Source organism: Priestia filamentosa, assembly GCF_900177535.1.
Taxonomy (GTDB): domain Bacteria; phylum Bacillota; class Bacilli; order Bacillales; family Bacillaceae_H; genus Bacillus_I; species Bacillus_I filamentosa.
Map to the genome: position 1 here is coordinate 1,079,290 of NZ_FXAJ01000002.1, position 19,281 is coordinate 1,098,570.

Below are 19,281 nucleotides of genomic sequence, written 5' to 3' on the forward strand. Positions count from 1 at the left end.
CCTTTATGTCCCTACTCTAACTTTTTTGAAGCTAACAGAATACCCATCTTTAATTTATAAAGTTCTTGCTCCTTTTCCAAATAGAGCTCTTCCGCTTCTTTTAAAGACACATAGGTAAAAGTAACAGATTCACCAGGTTTTTTCTGAGCAATGAGTGGCAAGTCAGTTGTAATGACTTGGGCAATTTTAGGGTATCCTCCTGTTGTTTGTCTATCTGCTAATAAAATAATGGGGTTTCCGTCAGGAGGAACTTGAATGGATCCTTGAGATACAGCTTCTGATAAAAGCTCTTTCTCCTCTTTTAGTTGAAGGGAAGGTCCCTCCATTCTGTACCCCATGCGATCTGACTGTGTTGATACTTTAAAAGGATTCTCTGTGAATTCTTGCTGACTTTTTGGAGAAAAAAAGTCAAATTGACTGCCATGTACAACTCGAATGCTGTCATTATTTGCTAGTGAAACAAATTTTTCATAGTGAACAGACCATTGAGACGTCACGACCCCTTCTACAATGTTTTGAGCTAAAAAGGATGGTATTCCATTTAATCCATGGGCAAAATGCAATTCGTCCCCTTCCTTTAGAGCTCTTCCTTTGAATCCACCAATCTCACCGCGTAAATACGTACTTTTACTTTCTAAAACTTGCTCAAGTTTAAATCCTCCTTTAACCGTTAAATACGCTCGACAGCCCCTTTTACATTGACCGAATTTAATGGTACTCCCCTTCTCCACAAATATCGGTTTCCACATGGGAATAGCTTCATCATTGACAGTTGGAGACAAATCCCCTCCTGTAATAGCAAGTACACAGTCTTTTTCTACTTGTAAAAGAGGACCCATTAACGTAATTTCCAGTCCTGCTTCATTCTCGTCATTTCCAACAAGCAAGTTTGCTATTCTAAGAGAGTAAAAATCCATTGCACCGCTTACAATAACTCCATATTTCTGAAAACCTCTTCTCCCAAGGTCCTGTACAGTTGTAAGTAATCCTTGCTTTATGACACGTAAGCTCATTTTTCTCCCTCTTTTCGCTTGATTTCTTCATATTCTTCTTCTGAGATAGAAAAGAACTTCACTCTATCTCCTGCTTGAAGTAAGCTTGGTGGATTTTGATTTGGAAGAAAGAGCTGGATAGGAGTTTGACCGATAAGTTGCCATCCACCAGGAGTTGAAATGGGATAAACGCCTGTTTGCATTCCGGCAATTCCAACGCTTCCTGCTGGAATAGAGGCTCTTGGTGACGAACGTCTTGGTGTTGCAACTTTTTCAGATAAACCACCTAAAAAAGGAAAACCAGGTGCAAAACCAATCATATAAGCTAAATACTCTCCATTTGAATGAATATGAATGACTTCTTCCTTCGCTAAATTATTATAGTTAGCAACATGCTCAAGGTCCGGACCATAATCTCCTCCATAACAAACAGGGATTGACACTTGACGATGTTTTAATTCCCCTTCGTCAGACACTTCATTTAATTTTTCTTTTATAAGACTTGAAACGATTTCAAAAGGTGAAATAAAGTCTTTTATTGTGCGCCCTTTATTTGCTTTTATAACTTGAAGTGGCTCATAAAAAATCGTTACATTTGTAAATGCGGGAACACATTCAATAAATCCTTGAAATGGATGAACTTCTAATGTATCCATAAACATTTTAATTTTCTTATGAATCTCATAGTCAATACGTTCTCCAAATGTAACAACAATAGCTGAGTCACCGAGTGGTGAAAGTGTTGCTTGCTGAACTAAATCTGTTTTTGTTGAACTCATATTTTCACCTCTTTTTCTATAAAACGCCAAGCTTCTCATCACGAATGTCTGTAATAAACATATGTCCTGGTGCATGCGTAATCATAATAGATGGCTTTGTTTCCATTGCAACAGCTTGTGGAGTAACGCCACATGCCCAAAATACCGGTGTTTCTCCTTCTTTAATTGTCACTGAATCTCCAAAATGAGGAGTATTAATATCTTGAATACCAATGACGTGTGGATCTCCGATATGAATAGGTCCTCCATGAACAGAAGGAAAGCGTGATGTTACTTGTGCTGCTCTTACCACATCTTTGTGAGGAATAGGACGCATACTTGCTACCATATTCCCTCGGAAAATGCCCCCTTCAACACAGGGGATGTTTGTTTTATACATCGGAACGTTGCACTCTTCCTCAATATGCCGAACTGAAATATCGTTATTTAAAAGAGCATGTTCAAAGGTAAAGCTGCATCCAATTAAAAAACCAACCATATCGTCTTCCCAATACTCTGTAATGTCTGTTACTTCCTCCGTAAGTTCTCCATCTCTATAAATTCGGTATTTTGGAATATCTGTGCGAATATCTCCTGACGATGAAGCGAACTTTGGAAAAGGAGAGCCAACCTCTGTTACATCTAAAAGAGGACAAGATTTAGGATTGCGTTGACAAAACAGAAGAAAATCAAAGGCATGTTCTTTTTTTAAGATTGCTAGATTAGCTTGAGCATATCCGTTTGCCATTCCTGCTGTTGGCTGCACAAGTTTACCTTCACGAATTAAATTTCGAATTTCTGATGGTGTTTTTTGAGATAAGTTTCCCACTAAAATCTCCTCCTAAAACAATAGTCGCCTGCACATAGCAATAGTCTTTACATGCAGGCGCTCAGCTTACTTAAATAACTGTGGAATTTGATCAACTAGTGTATACCCACCCATTAAGGCCATTACAACAACAACAAAGACACCTGAAATTGTTAGCCATAAAGGATGTTTATAGTCACCAACAATGCTCTTTTTGTACGCCGCAATAAGTAATGTTCCAAGGGCGATAGGAAGAATTAAACCATTGAGCGCTCCAACAAGCAAAAGTACTTTAACAGGTTTTCCAATTAGAACAAAGCAAGCAGTAGAAATAATAATAAATCCAATAATAATCCAGTTTGTATTTTTATCGATTTTTTGACTGAATGTTCTGATAAAAGAAACGGAGGTATAAGCTGCTCCAACTACAGAAGTAATCGCTGCAGACCACATGACAATCCCAAAAATTTTGTACCCAATGTTTCCTGCTGCTAGTTGGAATACGGATGCTGGAGGATTCCCTGAATCAATTGGGAGCCCTTTTGCCACAACGCCAAGGACAGCTAAAAATAAAGCAATGCGCATAACAGACGTAATTAAAATTCCAGTAATCGAGCTTTTTGTTACTTGTGGTAAGGCATTTACGCCTGTGACTCCCGCATCTAATAAACGGTGTCCACCAGCAAAGGTAATGTATCCTCCAACTGTTCCACCAACAAGTGTCACAATTGCTACAAAATCAATTTTGTCTGGTGCAAAGGTTTTTACGACCGCTTCTCCAGCAGGTGGTGACGTTGTAAAAGCTACATAAAGCATTAAGCCAATCATGATAAACCCTGCTACTTGCGTAACTTTGTCCATTGCTTTTCCAGCTTCTTTTACAATAAAAATTAAAACTGCAACAACTGCGCTTATAGCTGCGCCTGTTGTTGGTGAAATACCTGTTATAGCATTTAAACCAAGACCTGCTCCAGCGATATTCCCGATATTAAAAGCAAGTCCACCAATGACAATTAACGTAGCTAATACGTAGCCTAAGCCTGGTAATACCATATTTGCGATATCTTGTCCTCTTTTTTCAGAAACGGCAATAATTCTCCAAACATTCGTCTGAGCAAAAATATCGAGAATAATCGAGATTAAAATAACAAATCCAAAACTTGCTGCGAGTTTTTGCGTAAAAACCGTTGTTTGTGTTAAAAATCCTGGGCCAATTGCTGAAGTAGCCATTAAGAATGCCGCTCCTAACATAAGTGACCAATTAACTTTTGGTGCAGCAGAAAGCTCTTTCTTTGGTGTGTTTTTTTTCCTTGGCTCCAATTTCTTTTCCTCCTATCTATGCTTAGCTCGAAATCGCCTTCACTTCGATTTCAGATGTTGTTAATGATCCTTGGATACGACGAGCAAATTCTAACGCATGTGCGCCATCTCCATGAATACAAATTGTATCTGCTTGCAGTGAAACATCAACGCCTTGCTGAGACTTCACTTTTCCTTCCTTCACCATCCGAACGACTTGTGCTAGAGCTTCATCGTCATTTTCAATAAGCGCATTTTTTTCGCTTCTTGCTGTTAACGAGCCATCGCTTTGATATGTCCGATCAGCAAACACTTCACTCGCTGTACGTAATCCAATTTCTTTTCCTGCTTTAATAAGCTCACTTCCTGCTAAGCCGAATAAAATAAGGTCAGTGTCTATGTTATAAATAGCTTTCACAATTGCTTTTGATAAATTTTTATCTTTAGCTGCCATATTATAAAGTGCTCCATGTGGTTTAACATGCTGCATCCTAAGTCCTTCCGCTTTTAAAAAGCCATCTAACGCTCCAATTTGATACACAACAATATCATAGGCTTCTTGAGCAGTAATTGAAAGATTACGGCGACCAAACCCAATTAAATCTTGAAGACCTGGATGTGCCCCAATTTGAACGCCTTTCTGTGCAGCAAGCTCAACTGTTTTTCGCATAACGCTAGGATCTCCAGCATGGAAGCCACAAGCAACATTTACAGATGTAACAAAATCCAAAATCTCTTCGTCATTTCCAATGCGATAAGCCCCAAAACTTTCCCCTAAGTCACAGTTCAAATCAACTCTATTCATTCTCTTTCCCCCTCTTATGTCCTTATAAAATTAAAGTGCAACCAAGCTCTAGTGTTCAAAACAGAATATTCTGTTAAATGTTAGTAGATTGTTCCGTTTTTCGGAACTACAGTACCGTTATTTGGTCACTCTTAAATTCTAACACTAGTATGTAATATAAACAATATATATGTCAGAACATTTGACAAAGTCTATCTTTTGTTATGTTTTTATTTCCTATTCTTTTAAGGCTTTTGCTTTATTTTTGTAGTTAAAACAATTAATCATTATTACGTGTTAGATTTCCTTCTCTTATATAGATTCGCTCTCAGCTATTTAGCATTTAGGATGGTCTTTAATACAAATTTATTTGTTGCAATAAATAAAAAAAGAAGTTCTCTGAAAGAACTTCTTTTAAATGATTAAGAGTCAATTGAATTTTGTTTCATCTCAGGTAATAAAGGACGATTAGCAACTGAGGTGGATAAAATAATAGATGTATTTACTTGTCCAAAAGAAACAAGACGATCTACTAAATTTTCTAAGTGTCGAGTGGTAGAAACAGCTGTTTTCATAAAATAACTACTTGTTCCAGTCACTCTATGACATTCAAGAATAGCCTCTTCCTCTTTTATTTTTTCTTCAAAATGCCGACATCCACATTTCAAATTCCCAATTTGGATGATAGCTTGCACACTTTTTCCGATAGCTTCTGGTGAAATGAGAGTTGTAAATCCTTCAATAACTCCATTTTCATGTAGACGTTTTAACCGTTCATTTATACTTGGACGACTAAGATGTAATTCTCTTGATAACTGAATAATGGTAATTCTGCTATCTCTTTGAAGAAGCTCTAAGATTTTATAATCAATCTGATCCATATTATCTCCCTCTTTTTCTCTTTTGCTCACTATTTATCGTATTTCTATACAAACCGAAAAGCTAAGTCTCAATATTTGTACAATTATGAATATAAATATACCGTGTTTTTTACTATAATGCTATTAAACATTTAGAAAGGGAGAAAATAACTTGAGGCATTCATTGAAAGAAACCATATCAACTAGTCAAGGTATTGCGTTATATGTTGGGGCTGTTTTAGGATCTGGAATTTTAATATTACCGGGTATGACAGGAGGAATTGCAGGTCCAAATGCTCTCATCGCTTGGATTATAATGGTATTATTAAGTATTCCTTTAGCTTACACATTTGCTTTTTTATCAATTGATTATCCCAGTTCAGGAGGTGTAGCGACATTTGCTCACAAAGCCTTCGGATATTATGCAGGAGCTTTAGTAGGCTGGTTTTTCTTTATTGCCGGAAGCGTTGGCCAAATTATTGTATCTCTTACAGGTGGAACTTATATTGCCTTCTCTTTTGGTTTGCCTCATCCTATTGCTTATCTTGTTGCTTTTATTTTGCTTATTATATCCGTAACTTCAAACTATTTTGGACTAAAAACAAGTGGAAAACTTCAGCTTCTAATTGCTGTACTTACTCTTTTAATCTTGTTGGCAGCTATCTTGCTCGCTTTACCTTCTGTTGATTATAAAAATTTAGAGTGGAGCCTTGAACCTTCTACTTTTCCTTCTATCGCACAAAGTATCATGCTTATCTTTTGGTCTTTTTTTGGATGGGAAGCTATTTCTAGTCTGGCTCCTGAGTTTAAACAGCCGAGGAAGAGAAATATCCTTTTATCAACGTTAGGAGCTATTATTATTGTTGGAATTCTCTATGCAGGAGTCGCTTTTGCTGTAATTGGTACACACTCCTACTCTATGGATAGTAACAATATACATGAGGCGATGAATCATGCCGCTCTCTCTGAAGTCGTAAGAAAAGGGATTGGAACAAACGGAAGCTGGATTACGGCTATTGTTGCTTTTGTTATTTGCTTAGGAACGATGAACGCTTTTATCGCTAGTATGAGTCGATTAGGATATTCCTTAGCTCAAAATAACTTTGCTCCTTCTTACTTACGAAAAATAAATAAAAAGCATTCCACTCCTGCACGAGCTGTATTAATAGTCGGAGGAATTGCTGGTGGTGGTTTGCTCACAAGTTATGTTTTTAATATAGGATTAGAGCAACTTGTCCTTATTCCTAACTCTCTAGGAATGGCAACATATATTGTTGGAGCTGCAGCAGGAATCAAATTAATTAAACATCTCATTGGTAAAATATTTGCCCTTATAGCTTGCATGTTATGTTTGATTTCTTATGTATTTATAGGAGCTTTTTTAATTATTCCAATAAGTGTAGGTGGATGTTGCTTATTCTATATTTGGAGGAAAAAACGGAAATCAGAGAAGGAATTTCAAAACTTTTAAGTTTCTAGACTACGTAGAATGTTGGAAACTTAACTTCTATTTCTTTATTTGTATACATTCTTTTAGAACAATATTTAATTAAATCATTTAGATTAACTGTTCACTAACCATACTATTTCTTCCTTCTTAATATTTCTTTCTTAGATAAATATTAAGAAAGGATCTCTCAAAGATTTTCACTCTTAAAACTTAAAAAGAGAGTGTGTATAGAAAGCAATTCACAAAAAAGAAAAGCCTTTGCTCAATAGGAACGAAGGCTTACTTTTTTGTGAATTTTTTCAATTTTTCCAAGTGCTATCTAATTTGTACACATTTAAGGAAGAGAGATGCACCTCCCCATTCTTTGCATAAACTTCTAAGCCTTCACTGGTAGGCTTAGGGAATATTTGATTTGTAAGCACTCTTTCTCCATCATTTCCAAAGACTTCAACAGAAGAACGATCAACAAAAATATGCATTTTAACTTTGTTACCCGCAGCCTTTAGTGGTGCTGCATAAATTCCAGAAAAATTCTCGCTAAAGTTTGCCTGTCCAGATTTTGTACGGTCAACAAATAATTCTTCCCTTTTTACATCGTATCCAATTTTCGTAAATTCTTCATCTCCTTTTCGAGCATAAAAACCAAACTCGTCTGCTGTACCTAATTCAAACTCAGCTACAATTTCCTGCGTTTGTCCGTCTATCTTTGGAAACTTAATGTTGTCTGATTGAATATTACGGTTTTTTAATTGGTGTTTTTTCTCTCTTATTTTCTTCATTTCCTGTATCGGCTTCTGAGTAAGTAAAATTTCACCTTTTTCTGTAGTTTTTAATCCTACTTCTCGAGGAAGGGTCATAGCACTGCGCCAAGGAGATGTAGGAATTTTTTCAGCGTAATCCCAATTATTCATCCAAGCCATCCAAATCCGGCGCTGCTGTGTATTATCCCAAGATTGAGCAGCATAGAAATCCTTTCCATAGTCCACCCAATTGATTTCTTCTGCTTTCTGCTCAGTTTTAAAGGTTTTCCCGTCAAAAGCTCCTACAAAATATTGTCCACCTGAACCGCCAGCAACTGCCCCTGGATTAAGGTCTACTTGCAGCACCCATTTTGTATGATTGGGGTTTCCATCTACAGGTATTTCAAATAAATCAGGACATTCCCAAACGCCCCCTTGAGCTCCCATACCTTCACCAAATTCACTCATATATTCCCAGTTCTTTAGATTCTGTGAAGAGTAGAGTTGTATACGCTTACCTGCTGCTATTACCATAACCCACTTGTTTGTATCATCGTGCCAAAAAACCTTTGGATCACGAAAATCCGCAATACCCGGATTTTCAATAACAGGATTTCCATTATATTTATTCCATGTTATCCCATTATCTTCACTATAGGCAATGCTCTGCTGTTGCGTATCTCCTGCATGAGTAAAAATAGCAACTAATCCGCCCGAACCCTTTTTGAAAAGTCCACTCGTATTATGTTTATCAACAACAATACTACCTGAAAAAATCATCCCTAATTCATCAGGTTTCATAGCTACATCAAGATGCTCCCAATGTAAAAGATCCTTGCTGACGGCATGACCCCAGCTCATATTCCCCCATGTGTTTCCTTTTGGGTTATATTGATAAAAAAGATGATATTCTCCTTTGTAATAAACCAATCCATTAGGATCATTCATCCAATTCTGATCTGGGGTAAAGTGGAATTGTGGACGATAAAGCTCATTATAATAAGGATTTTTAATATTCATTTGAAGTCCTTTTAATTCCTGTATTCCTTTGACTTGTCTAGAATCTTTGGCTGCCGAACTTGTAGGATAAGAAAACAAACTAGATGCTAATGTAACACTCGTAATAACTGTTCCTAAACGATAAATATTTCTCATCATCTCTCTCCCTTAATTTAGTACTTCATGTACGATAAATCTCTGAGATGACTAAAATCATAAAATTAGTAACTATTGTATTTAAAAACTGGCACTCACTATATTGAAGCGCTTTCAATTAGTATAATATGTCAACCGATACCATATGTCAACCGCTTTCATAAATATTGCTCTCTTATTTACAATAAGATAAAAAAGTCGAATTCCTCTATGTTAAGAACCGACTTTTTTACATTATCTTAATAACTATCAAACTCATTATCTTAATAAATCTATTAAAGCTTCATTTTTAATCCTTCATGTGTTGCCTGAAAACCTAAATGTTTATAAAAGCGTAAAGCATCATCTCTTTTTTTATCTGTTGTTAATTGTATTAAATGACAACCACGTTCTTTTGCACGTTGAATGGCCCACTTGATAAGCTTAGTGCCTACACCTTTACTACGTACAGAAGACGAGGTTCTTACTCCTTCAATTGTAGCTCTCCATCCACCTTGATGTGTAATATATGGGGTAAAAGTAATTTGTTGGACGCCAATAACTTTATTTCCGTCAACAGCTACTACTAACTCATTATTAGGGTCATCCTTAATAGCCTGAAATGCTTTGAGATAACTTTCTGGAAGTGGTTGTTCATAACGTTCACGCTTACTTCCTAAAATATCGTCAGCAAGCATGGCCACAATTTGCCCTAAATCCTGTTCAGTAGCTATTCTGAACTCTAATTTCTGCTCCAATTGAGATGCCTCCTTTAGTAGTCAAGCATTTCCTCACTTTTACACTATCCCTCATCAGGACATAAAGTCAGTATAGTAGTGATTAAAAAGTATATTATAGTGCTTCTTTATATATATCTGTTAACATTTCTAAGGAATGGAGCATATGCTCAATCAAATTCGGAATATCTTCCATCTGATTCTCGTTTATTTTACGATTAAAATTGATTTCAATTGTATTATGAATGGTTTTTTCTTTGCCATACTGATATTGTAAAGTCTGCTTTGGCGGGTTTTGCTGTGTCCAAATGTCTCCGAGCACTTTTTCGATTTTCGAACACTGTGCTTCTACTTTATTTCGATCGATACCTACGTAAAAGAATAAACAAAGCGTGCAGCTCGGGTTGCTGTTAGGCTCTTCTAAAAGCTCACTAGCAAGATCTTGTAAGGAAGCGTACAAACACACCTCCGCAGTAACCGCATGCTCATCGGAAAGTTGGAATCCTAGCCGGAATTCCTTTGCCATGATTGCCATTTCCAATGTATCTTTACGAGAAACAATGGTGATTTCTTCCTCAAGATTATCAAGGTCATATAGTTCATTTTCAAATGCAACTTTTAAATTATCAAAAACAGTTGGATCGTACATCGGCAAACATTTCCTTTCAACAAGTTTCTACCTATTATATATTACTTTTTTCGAAAGCACTTCCTATTTCTCAAATCATAAAAAATTGTTAGGCGATTTTTATGAACTTTACACTCCTATTCCTTTTCACTCGTTCATTAACCTATATTGCCTCTAATGTTAACTCAATAAATTTTTCAACTGCAGGAGCCTGCCACTTTTTTGATTTGACAAGCAAGTGTGAGTAAATAGGCTCGAATTTTTCATTGTGCTTCATCAAATTTAATAACCCCTGTTCAACCTCATTTTTCACTGTAACATAAGGTAATACAGCAAACCCTAACCCACTTATAACAGATTGCTTAATCGCTTCTAAACTCCACAGTTCCATTGTTTGAAATTTAGGAAGCTTATGATGATTAAGGTATGTTTCAAACATAGAACGATAGCTGCATCCTTTTTCATTTGTAATAAAGAAGTCCGTGGTTTCTTTGTTTTTATAATAATCAAAGTGTTGATTTTTATCTGGACTCGTTATTAAAACAATTTCTTCTTTGTGGAGTTGATGATGAATACAATCATGTAGTTCTAACTCCGGCCAAATCATGAAAGCAACGTCAACATAGCCACTCATAAGGTCTTTTTGATTTTTCCCGCAAGTTCCGTTACTCAATATAATCTTAACGTCTGGATATTTACTAGAATATTCTCTAAGAATAGGGCCTAGACGAGAAATCGTTAATGATTCAGGGGCAGCAATCTTTAACTCTCCGCTTATTGTGTTATAATTTTTCATTTGAGTTATCCGGTTATACGTTTGCAACAATTCATCAGCTAACGGAATCAATTCTTTTCCTAAAGAGGTTAAGTTTAATTCCCGTTTAACATAAGTGAATAATTCTCCCCCAATCTCCCTTTCTAATGCTTGAATATGAGAAGTAATAGTTGACTGAGTGTACCCTAATTTTGCAGCAGCCTTTGTATAACTGCCAACATCAACAATCGTTCGAAAAGTAAGAAGTTGTCTTATTTCCATCCTTCATAATCTCCTCTCATCTATTCAAAAAAATGATATTAGATATTTGTAATTTCAATTTCACTAATAGATAAATGCATATTACAATAAGTCACATAACTTATTCAACTATTTTTTTATTGAGAGGACAGATTAACGAAATGAATTTTACAGCATTCCTTTCCTATATCATTATTACATCGATTACACCTGGTCCAAGTAATCTTCTGATGATGAATGAAGCGAGAAAATTTGGATTTAAAAGATCTCTTCCTTTTAACATTGGTATACTTTCAGGGTTTATTATTTTAGGAATTTTGACCTCATTATTAACTACAAGTTTGTACAAATGGATGCCAATGATAGAACCTTACTTTAAAATCGTTGGGGCCGTATATTTACTCTATTTAGCATGGAAGATTGCTTTTACTAAGGGAGGAAAGGACGAAGGTATTAATAATCAGTCTTCTTTCTTTTCAGGTCTATTCTTTCAAATTCTTAATGTAAAAAGTATATTATATTTTTTAACGGCAATGTCAACGTTCGTACTTCCTTATAGTTGTTCAAATATTACGATCCTCTTTTTTATGTCTTTAACGATCGTAATAGGTTGTGTAGCACTACTATTATGGGCCGTGTTCGGATCGGCTTTTAAAAAGATTTTTTCCAAACACAATAAGGCTATAAATATAGTAATGTGTTTATTGCTCATTTATTCCGCTATTACGATTTTCTAAAAAGCAAGCTCGTTCCTTTATAAAGGAACGAGTTTGCTTTAACATTTATAATGAAATGCATTTCTAGAATAAGTTCACATAAAGGGATGAATTTCTTCATTTTGACCTTAAAGGGGCATTACAGCAAAAATCGTTCCCTGCTTGATATAGGATAAATTAGCTTTATGTTAGGAAGTAGGGATATATACAATTAAAATTTGTTTATTCAAAACGATGTTTAATCAATAAATACCTCGTTTAGACGTACTAAAAGCTCACCAAACAATTTTTGTTCTTCACTAGACCAGTCTTTCAACATATATTGATAGCGCTGTATTCTCATTCTCTTATCCGCTAAAAGCTTTTCTCTCCCTAGCTCTGTAATTTGAAACAAACTCCCACGCCGATCGGAAGGATCTGAAAACCGGGAGATTAACCCTTTGGCCTCTACGGCAGAAGCTTGTCTAGATAGTGTTGAAATATCTAATTTAAAAGAATCTGCCAGCGTTGTTAAACGGGCTGGTCCAAACTCTTCTAACTGCCTTAGTAATAAATAAACAGCTCGCTCTAAGTCCCCTATTTTATTTTCTGAGTTATCTTTGTAAACCGCCCGTCTTATAAAAGTTGTAAGCTCATATTCAATCTGCTCAATTGCTTTTTTATTTTCTCTTTCCACAGAATTCCCTCCAAAAGAATAGCTCTGTTGCAGTTCTTTATTGACAAATAAAGATCTACTTGTATAATACAACTATATACTTGTATCATACAAGAAAACAGATGGAAAATAAAGCGAATCTTGATTTTTATCATGTTTTGAAAGGAGGCAGGTTGTTCTTAAGGGAAGAACAACTTTTTCTTATGAAAGCAATACGCATTATCTTACAAATTACCATTTTATATGTTTTTTCAATAGTTGGAGAAGCTCTTCATCACTTTTTTCATATCCCTATTCCTGGTAGTATTATTGGTCTTATTTTGTTAATTATTTGTTTATCATACAAAATTGTTCCTGTTAAAGTTGTTGAAGATGGAGCAAGTTTTTTATTGTCCTTTTTACCGTTATTATTTATCCCCTCTATGGTCGGTATTATTAACTATCCATCTCTATTCTCCATTAGCGGCGGTATCTTATTTATAGTCGTTGTAATGAGTACGATTATAACGATGATTGCTGCTGGAGTTGCTAGTCAATTTATCGAAACTAAAACAAAAAAACGAAAGAAGAGAAAAGAATGCAACAAACACTTATCGCGATCAGTATAATTCTAGTAACCGTTGGTGCCTACTTAGTCATGACAAAACTATACACGCGTTTTTCATATCCTATTTTTCTTCCTGTTATTACAACAACCATCACCATTGTTTTACTTCTATTAATTTTTCACATTTCATATGAAAATTATATGGTTGGTGGCAAATGGATTAATTCTTTGCTTGGGCCTGGCGTTGTAGCATTAGCTTACCCACTCTATAATAGCCGTAAAATTTTAATGAATAATATTTTCCCTATTTTTACGGGTGTATTTATTGGCATGCTGTTTGGAATGGTAAGCGGACTCTTGTTTGCAGAAGCATTTGGGATCAATCGCGATTTAATTTTATCAATTCTTCCAAAGTCCATTACAACTCCTGTAGCTATCCAAATTACGACAAGTTTAGGCGGAGTTCCTTCTATGACAGCGGTCTTTGTCATGATTGCCGGTATTTCTGGCGTTGTTATTGGGCCAGCCATTTTAAAATGGGTGCGTATCCATAGCTTTCTTGGAAAAGGAATTGCGTTCGGAAGTGCCTCGCATGCGCTCGGTACTGCTAAAACAATTGAGTATGGTGAATTAGCTGTTTCTATGAGTTCTGTATCTATGACACTAAGCGCTTTGCTTGGATCTATATTTGGCCCAATTGTAGTATGGATTTTCCATATTTAAAGAAAAACAGATAAGATTTTAGCTTGTTTATAATAAAAGAGAACTTCCGTACAGATGAACTGCACTTCTAATTGTTAGACACAACCTAACAATTAGAGGTGCAGTTTTTATATAAATAAATATTTGTTAGACATAAAGGTTTCAGCTGTTCACGACTACCTTCAGGAGGTGAAATCCCCTAAGGAAGTGTCTCAAGCTTATCGATCCAACATCGTAATACTAAAAAAGTGGGTAGCTCGATTTGAGAGGCATGGAGATTAAGCCTCTCTGTCCCAATATACAAATTATCCATTACCATTTAAAATAAACATAATTAAATATACCCGTACCATAAGAAACGACTACTTTCTTCTACCTTCCAGACGTTGAAATGATATCATGTAGATAATCCAGCTGAATTCTAACAACTACATAAAGCAAAATAAACAAAGCAGAGAAAGATATGAAAAACGATCCTTCTCTGCTTCTTATCTTATTTTAAGAAATGATCTTTGAAAAAGTCTAATTGATAATCTAATGTCATAGAATCATTAAACATAAAAGCATTTCCATCGACTTCAAATACGTGATGATTCTTCACAGCAGGCATTTCCTTATAGAGCTCTGTATTTTGATAAGAGTTCTCTTGATCTCTATATTTGCTAAGTATTAAATAGTCACCAACATATTCAGGGAGAACTTCTGAAGAAATTGTATGATATCCCTCTTTGCTCGTTGTTTCTTTTACTTTGTCAGGCATACTGAGCCCCATTGCTTGATAAAGAACTTCGGTTCCTCTTCCCCAGTTATCTCCTAATACCGCCATCTCTTTATTGTAACTTTCAACCACAGTGACTGTCGCATCTTCACCAATTTTCGCTTTAATTTCTTCACCAGCAGCCTTTGCTCGTGATTTAAAGTCTTCAATCCAACTTTTTGCTTCTTGTTCTTTATTGACAAGTTTGCCAATCTCCAAATGCTGAGTTAAATAATCGACTTTACCATACGTATAAGTGACCGTTGGTGCAATCTTTTGAAGCTTTTCCAGATTCTTATTTGTACTATCTCCTATAATTAAGTCGGGGTTTAAATCTATAATTTCTTCAATATCTTCATCTGATACTACAGGAACATTTTTTAACTGATCTTTAAATAAAGGGCTCTTTTTAGCCCATTCTTCTACTCCTACTATATTTACGTCAAGCGAGAGTAAATCTCCAACATAACTAGTTAACACAACAACTCTTTTAGGATGAGCAGGAACTTTCACAGGTCCATTTTCTGATTGATATGTAATGGTTTCTTTATTATCCTTACTTTCTTCTCCTGATGGCTTTTCTGTAGACTTGCTTCCGCAAGCACTCATTACAAGGACAAGAATTAACACAATCGGTATAAGTATTTTTTTCACTGTTGTTTTCCCCTTCTACTAATTAATACGTTAGATATTTTCATTTAATTCTTCTACATCTACTCTCTTTACCGTTCATCCATCCTTTTAACAAAATTAAAAACCTCCTCCCCATTCCTATTTTTTACATCAAAAAAGTTAACGATAATGATAATCAATTTCAATAGATTCATTCATATTATGCTTTTAAATTCCATTCCTGTCAATATACTCTTATAAGAATAGATCATAAATTCCGATCTTTTATCCTATTCTTCACCTTTCATTTTCTAAAAAAAGACCTCTCTTTATATAAAAGAGAGGTCTTTCCTTACTTTTCACATACATTCGTTAAACTAGAACCAATTACATAAGTCCTTGCTTTTAAGACTACATATGTTTACTTTTCTATATTCATACTATTCATATATCTACGCTATATTCTTAGCACAGCACCTACAATACTTGATACTTTTGAAGGTTAATCTATTGAACGCAATACTTCAAGTAACATTCCTTTAAACGCACTCCGATCAATAGCTTCGCAAACTCTTACATTTTTGAAGCGTTCTAAACGATTATTAATATCCACAAGACTGTATCCTCTTGTGAGTTCACCAACCGTTTCAACATCTACGTGATATAGATTTGACTCTGTCATAATTTCTTCGTTTGCTGCAACAGCAGCTAGTAATGTATCTGGATGAGTTGTTCCATTTAATTTATGAACACTTTTATTAAATTTCATAACTACTTTATTTACATCTTCGAAAAATTGCGCACCCTTTGTTGAAAGAGCTTCAATTTCACGATGATCGTTATCATCCATAACGGAGTACTTTGTACACATTTCCCAACCAACCATTGTAATAGGAATACCTGCATGAAGCACAATTTTTGCTGCTTCAGGATCCACAAAAAAATTATATTCTGCGCTTGGTGTAATATTTCCTAATGCATTGTTTGTACCACCCATAATGTACAAATGAGGAATTTTAGGAACGATAGCTGGATCTTTTTTTATGGCCATTGCAATATTTGTTAACGGTGCAATCGCTAATAAATGAATTTCTCCTGGATTTTCATGAATGGTTTCAATAAGAAAATCTACCGCATGTCCTTCCTCAGGAGGCTGGATTGCTTTTTCAAAAAACGAATCTCCCATTCCATCTTTTCCATGCACATCTTCAACTGTCCGATGTTGATTTTCCCCAAATCCCATTATTGGGCCTTCATATCCTTTATAAACAGGGACCTTTCCGCTTTTTCCCCCAACTTGAATTGTGTAAAGTGCATTTTCAACTTGTTGATCAAATTGAACGTTACCACCCGTTATCATAATTCCTTCAACTTTAAAATAATGAAGAGCCATTAAGATTGAAATTGTGTCATCACCGGCTGTATCTGTATCAATGATAACTCGTTTCTTCTCTAGCATGGAACAACCTCCGTCACTTTCTTTGCTAATTCTGTTATGTATTCAAAGAAAGCATCACGATCAACGTCATATACTACATTTACAGGTCGTCCATCAGAAGTTTCAACTGTTCGTCCTTGGCTTGGTCCCTCTCTATGTACGATACTGTTAATTCGCTCCACTTTCACAAGCTCAGGATTACCAACAAACGCAGTTGTTAATACATCCCACAGATAATAAGTCGAGTTTGTTGAAAAATGAACAAGTGGTGGCACCATGGCGTAGCACTGACCAAGAAAATCTACACCAAGATATCTTCGCTCCGCTGCCCAGCGCTCGCGTACATCTAAAGTGAGTGGTACTTGATTCGTACTTTCAAGTGCGACTAAATCAATTTCTATACTGCTGTCCCAAACGCGTCCAGCTGCTTCAGGGTCCCAAAATACGTTCCATTCTGCTGTTCCATCATGTTCAGGTTCATGAACATTTCCCTCTTCACGAAACGTTCCGCCCATCCAAACAAGTCGCTCAATCTTCTCCTCAATTTCAGGTGCTTCGTCTAATGCACGGGCAAGGTCTGTTAGCGGACCTGTAAATAGTAATGTTGTCTTTTCTTCAGTTGCATAAAGCGTTTCTATTAGATGAAGATGCGCCGGTTTATCAGCTACTTTTGTTACCACTTTTCCAGATTCATTTAAAATAGGTAAAGCGTCAACATAAAATGCGTGCATACGCCAGTCTTTTGGAAAAGGGTTTTTCCCACGTGAATTTGATTCAGCTACACTTAGATTACCGTCACCAAAACGGTCAACTATTTTACGACTTGCAAACATCGCAGGTTCTAAATAACAATCCGCTGGAATAACAGAAACGCCTGTAAGTTCAACATTATCCATCTGTAGTAATAAAAATAATGATATTAAATCATCGACACCGCCATCATGATTAAAGTATATTTTCTTTTTCATCTCCACTTCATCCCCTTTTATGAACTTTTTAAATAATCCTAACTTTATAAACGTATAATGTATCATTAAATTATGTCAATATATTTTCAGAAAATATTATAAATAAAAAGCCATGATATGATTATCCAAAATAAAAAGCTTTTAAGGGCTACCATCCTTAAAAGCTTTTTATTTTACAATCCTCCGACCAAAACGATATTTCTATAATTAATGACTATAATCTCTTCTTTTTCTCAATCATTAACGCTATTGTTGTATAAAAATTTGTTTACTCTTTTGATTCCTGATTACTTTTCATAACCTTCTGATCTTTGTTTTTTAAAGTTACTACTATAAATAAGGGTAACAATAACAATTAAGATTGTGAGAACAGCGTAAATATTACTGTAGTTCAGGCTATTATGTTCTAGTAGGAATGGATTAAGTTGAAGACTTGCATCTTTAATTTCTAGTGCTTTACTAATTAAGGTCGTTGCCGTTGCTCCAGCAATAAAATTCATCATCATGAAAATCCCCATGCCTACTCCTGCTTGTTCTTTTGGAAGTGAACGCGACACAGTGTTTCCTAGTGCGATTTGAATGAACGTTTGGCCAACATAAGCAAGAAGAAGAACAAACATAATTAAATATGGAGATGAACCTGCAATAATGGATAAAACTCCATAACCTAAGAAAAAACATAATAAAGCTGTATATGCGACAAATCCATTTCCTTTCTGATCTGCTAACTTGCCTCCTTTTCTCCCTAGCAGAGCGGCTAAAACAGCTCCAGGAAACATAACAAGCCCACTTAATAATGGGGACAAGCCATTGATTCCTTGAAGTAATAAAGGAGTGAGATACGGAATACCAAAGCCAATTCCTGAACTTAAAGCTGAAACAAGAAGTCCTGCTGAAAAGCTTTTATTCTTAAATAAAGAACCTTGAATAAATGGATTTTCTGTTGTACGAATTCGCCAAAGAAATAAAGTAAAAAAAACAATTCCAATAAACGCAAGCAATAAAGATCCTTGTGTAATGGCCAGAAGAAGAAAAGCAAGCGTTCCTGCCAGTAAAAAGGCTCCAATTAAATCTGTCTTACTTTTCACTTTTGCTTCCTCACTGTCTAAGAAGCTTCGAAAGAATGGGAGTGCAATAAGGATAAGAAGCGAAATTACAAAAAGATAGTGCCAGCTTATAAAGTTTGTAACAAGCCCTGCCACAATAGGTCCGACAGCTGTTCCAAACGCTGTTGCAGATGATGTAATTCCTAATGCTCTTCCCCTTGTTTCAGGTGTAAAATAGCGAGTTGGAATAATCATTGATGTTGCAGGCATAACAGAAGCACCCATAGCTTGCAAGATACGGCCTGCTAAAACAAACCAAAAACTCGGGGCTAAAAATCCGATTAATGAACCAACCGCAAAAATAAGTAATCCAATGGTTAATAAATTTTTCAGTTCATACTTGTCAGCAAGCTTTCCAAACATAACAGATCCAATTGCATATACAACAATATAACCTGTTACAATCCAGCCTGCTTGTGATGGCTGAAGGTGAAATTCCTCTGTAATCGTTGGAAGAGCAATATTAAACATCGTTGAATTCATGACTGAAATAACCATTGCAAAGGCCAAAATTAAAATAAGTTTTCTTTTCCGACTTTCATTGTTTTCTAGGATCGTTTCTTTCATTGTTTTCC

Annotated in this window: 19 protein-coding genes; 4 read left to right on the forward strand and 15 right to left on the reverse strand. The window is 35.6% G+C overall.

The genetic code is table 11. From position 1 onward, the window contains the following. Positions 1 to 11: 11 nt before the first annotated feature. From B9N79_RS12485 to B9N79_RS12510, 6 genes are all read right to left on the reverse strand, one after another. Positions 12 to 1,013 (reverse strand): 5-oxoprolinase subunit C family protein, encoded by a 1,002-nt coding sequence (locus B9N79_RS12485; protein WP_046217578.1) that lies wholly within the window; start codon positions 1,011 to 1,013, stop codon positions 12 to 14. Further along, positions 1,010 to 1,771 carry a 5-oxoprolinase subunit PxpB gene (gene pxpB / locus B9N79_RS12490; RefSeq protein ID WP_040061259.1) on the reverse strand — a complete coding sequence of 254 codons (762 nt, stop codon included), beginning with the start codon at positions 1,769 to 1,771 and terminating at the stop codon, positions 1,010 to 1,012. The genes B9N79_RS12485 and pxpB overlap by 4 nt, the downstream gene beginning before the upstream one ends. Positions 1,772 to 1,787: 16 nt before the next feature. Then, positions 1,788 to 2,579 carry a putative hydro-lyase gene (locus tag B9N79_RS12495; protein WP_040061257.1) on the reverse strand — a complete coding sequence of 264 codons (792 nt, stop codon included), beginning with the start codon at positions 2,577 to 2,579 and terminating at the stop codon, positions 1,788 to 1,790. Between the two features lie 66 nt (positions 2,580 to 2,645). Next, positions 2,646 to 3,878 carry an NRAMP family divalent metal transporter gene (locus B9N79_RS12500; RefSeq protein WP_040061255.1) on the reverse strand — a complete coding sequence of 411 codons (1,233 nt, stop codon included), beginning with the start codon at positions 3,876 to 3,878 and terminating at the stop codon, positions 2,646 to 2,648. A gap of 22 nt (positions 3,879 to 3,900) precedes the next feature. Beyond that, on the reverse strand, positions 3,901 to 4,662 hold the full coding sequence (gene pxpA, locus B9N79_RS12505) for a 5-oxoprolinase subunit PxpA (RefSeq protein WP_040061253.1): 762 nt from the start codon (positions 4,660 to 4,662) through the stop codon (positions 3,901 to 3,903). Between the two features lie 401 nt (positions 4,663 to 5,063). After that, the gene (locus tag B9N79_RS12510) at positions 5,064 to 5,522 is read right to left on the reverse strand and encodes an Lrp/AsnC family transcriptional regulator (protein ID WP_046217579.1); all 459 of its coding nucleotides are present in this window, start codon (positions 5,520 to 5,522) and stop codon (positions 5,064 to 5,066) included. A 151-nt stretch (positions 5,523 to 5,673) separates the two neighbouring features. On the opposite strand from B9N79_RS12510, the gene B9N79_RS12515 reads away from it, so the two are divergent. Continuing rightward, on the forward strand, positions 5,674 to 6,972 hold the full coding sequence (locus tag B9N79_RS12515) for an APC family permease (protein WP_046217580.1): 1,299 nt from the start codon (positions 5,674 to 5,676) through the stop codon (positions 6,970 to 6,972). Between the two features lie 278 nt (positions 6,973 to 7,250). On the opposite strand, the gene B9N79_RS12520 is transcribed toward B9N79_RS12515, so the two are convergent. The 4 genes from B9N79_RS12520 to B9N79_RS12535 all read right to left on the reverse strand — a co-directional run bounded on the left by B9N79_RS12520 (position 7,251) and on the right by B9N79_RS12535 (position 11,226). Continuing rightward, a complete protein-coding gene (locus B9N79_RS12520; protein WP_048896818.1) occupies positions 7,251 to 8,846 on the reverse strand; it encodes a glycoside hydrolase family 32 protein in 1,596 nt (531 codons plus the stop codon). Between the two features lie 275 nt (positions 8,847 to 9,121). Next, positions 9,122 to 9,523, reverse strand: a complete 402-nt coding sequence (locus B9N79_RS12525) for a GNAT family N-acetyltransferase (protein WP_372450227.1) — start codon at positions 9,521 to 9,523, stop codon at positions 9,122 to 9,124. A gap of 154 nt (positions 9,524 to 9,677) precedes the next feature. Beyond that, positions 9,678 to 10,211: a hypothetical protein gene (locus tag B9N79_RS12530; protein ID WP_019393613.1), complete on the reverse strand. Its 534-nt coding sequence runs from the start codon at positions 10,209 to 10,211 to the stop codon at positions 9,678 to 9,680. Positions 10,212 to 10,353: 142 nt separating this feature from the next. After that, entirely contained in the window at positions 10,354 to 11,226 is an 873-nt protein-coding gene (locus tag B9N79_RS12535; RefSeq protein ID WP_019393612.1) for a LysR family transcriptional regulator, read from the reverse strand. A gap of 140 nt (positions 11,227 to 11,366) precedes the next feature. Between B9N79_RS12535 and B9N79_RS12540 the strand changes: the two genes are divergently transcribed. Beyond that, a complete protein-coding gene (locus tag B9N79_RS12540) occupies positions 11,367 to 11,942 on the forward strand; it encodes a LysE family transporter (RefSeq protein ID WP_085118441.1) in 576 nt (191 codons plus the stop codon). A 217-nt stretch (positions 11,943 to 12,159) separates the two neighbouring features. Here the strand turns inward: B9N79_RS12540 and B9N79_RS12545 are convergent, their stop codons facing one another. Next, positions 12,160 to 12,597 (reverse strand): MarR family winged helix-turn-helix transcriptional regulator, encoded by a 438-nt coding sequence (locus tag B9N79_RS12545; protein WP_040061243.1) that lies wholly within the window; start codon positions 12,595 to 12,597, stop codon positions 12,160 to 12,162. Between the two features lie 182 nt (positions 12,598 to 12,779). Between B9N79_RS12545 and B9N79_RS12550 the strand changes: the two genes are divergently transcribed. Continuing rightward, positions 12,780 to 13,184: a CidA/LrgA family holin-like protein gene (locus B9N79_RS12550; RefSeq protein WP_026009654.1), complete on the forward strand. Its 405-nt coding sequence runs from the start codon at positions 12,780 to 12,782 to the stop codon at positions 13,182 to 13,184. Next, on the forward strand, positions 13,154 to 13,846 hold the full coding sequence (locus B9N79_RS12555) for an LrgB family protein (RefSeq protein WP_040061241.1): 693 nt from the start codon (positions 13,154 to 13,156) through the stop codon (positions 13,844 to 13,846). The genes B9N79_RS12550 and B9N79_RS12555 overlap by 31 nt, the downstream gene beginning before the upstream one ends. A 472-nt stretch (positions 13,847 to 14,318) precedes the next feature. On the opposite strand, the gene B9N79_RS12560 is transcribed toward B9N79_RS12555, so the two are convergent. The 4 genes from B9N79_RS12560 to B9N79_RS12575 all read right to left on the reverse strand — a co-directional run bounded on the left by B9N79_RS12560 (position 14,319) and on the right by B9N79_RS12575 (position 19,273). Further along, on the reverse strand, positions 14,319 to 15,236 hold the full coding sequence (locus B9N79_RS12560) for an iron-hydroxamate ABC transporter substrate-binding protein (RefSeq protein ID WP_019393607.1): 918 nt from the start codon (positions 15,234 to 15,236) through the stop codon (positions 14,319 to 14,321). A gap of 460 nt (positions 15,237 to 15,696) precedes the next feature. Next, positions 15,697 to 16,653 carry a nucleoside hydrolase gene (locus tag B9N79_RS12565; RefSeq protein WP_046217581.1) on the reverse strand — a complete coding sequence of 319 codons (957 nt, stop codon included), beginning with the start codon at positions 16,651 to 16,653 and terminating at the stop codon, positions 15,697 to 15,699. After that, entirely contained in the window at positions 16,647 to 17,600 is a 954-nt protein-coding gene (locus B9N79_RS12570; protein WP_046217582.1) for a nucleoside hydrolase, read from the reverse strand. The genes B9N79_RS12565 and B9N79_RS12570 overlap by 7 nt, the downstream gene beginning before the upstream one ends. A gap of 287 nt (positions 17,601 to 17,887) precedes the next feature. Continuing rightward, positions 17,888 to 19,273, reverse strand: coding sequence for an MFS transporter (locus B9N79_RS12575; protein WP_046217583.1), 1,386 nt, complete (start codon positions 19,271 to 19,273; stop codon positions 17,888 to 17,890). Between the last annotated feature and the right edge of the window lie 8 nt (positions 19,274 to 19,281).

What these genes read in the sequence shown, in the direction of transcription:
- B9N79_RS12540 (WP_085118441.1), top strand. Translation starts at nt 11,367, where the DNA reads ATGAATTTTACAGCATTCCTTTCCTATATCATTATTACATCGATTACA.
- B9N79_RS12535 (WP_019393612.1), bottom strand. Translation starts at nt 11,226, where the DNA reads ATGGAAATAAGACAACTTCTTACTTTTCGAACGATTGTTGATGTTGGC.
- pxpB (WP_040061259.1), bottom strand. Translation starts at nt 1,771, where the DNA reads ATGAGTTCAACAAAAACAGATTTAGTTCAGCAAGCAACACTTTCACCA.
- B9N79_RS12575 (WP_046217583.1), bottom strand. Translation starts at nt 19,273, where the DNA reads ATGAAAGAAACGATCCTAGAAAACAATGAAAGTCGGAAAAGAAAACTT.
- B9N79_RS12570 (WP_046217582.1), bottom strand. Translation starts at nt 17,600, where the DNA reads ATGAAAAAGAAAATATACTTTAATCATGATGGCGGTGTCGATGATTTA.
- B9N79_RS12510 (WP_046217579.1), bottom strand. Translation starts at nt 5,522, where the DNA reads ATGGATCAGATTGATTATAAAATCTTAGAGCTTCTTCAAAGAGATAGC.
- B9N79_RS12565 (WP_046217581.1), bottom strand. Translation starts at nt 16,653, where the DNA reads ATGCTAGAGAAGAAACGAGTTATCATTGATACAGATACAGCCGGTGAT.
- B9N79_RS12485 (WP_046217578.1), bottom strand. Translation starts at nt 1,013, where the DNA reads ATGAGCTTACGTGTCATAAAGCAAGGATTACTTACAACTGTACAGGAC.
- B9N79_RS12520 (WP_048896818.1), bottom strand. Translation starts at nt 8,846, where the DNA reads ATGAGAAATATTTATCGTTTAGGAACAGTTATTACGAGTGTTACATTA.
- B9N79_RS12550 (WP_026009654.1), top strand. Translation starts at nt 12,780, where the DNA reads ATGAAAGCAATACGCATTATCTTACAAATTACCATTTTATATGTTTTT.
- B9N79_RS12525 (WP_372450227.1), bottom strand. Translation starts at nt 9,523, where the DNA reads ATGCTTGCTGACGATATTTTAGGAAGTAAGCGTGAACGTTATGAACAA.
- B9N79_RS12530 (WP_019393613.1), bottom strand. Translation starts at nt 10,211, where the DNA reads ATGTACGATCCAACTGTTTTTGATAATTTAAAAGTTGCATTTGAAAAT.
- pxpA (WP_040061253.1), bottom strand. Translation starts at nt 4,662, where the DNA reads ATGAATAGAGTTGATTTGAACTGTGACTTAGGGGAAAGTTTTGGGGCT.
- B9N79_RS12555 (WP_040061241.1), top strand. Translation starts at nt 13,154, where the DNA reads ATGCAACAAACACTTATCGCGATCAGTATAATTCTAGTAACCGTTGGT.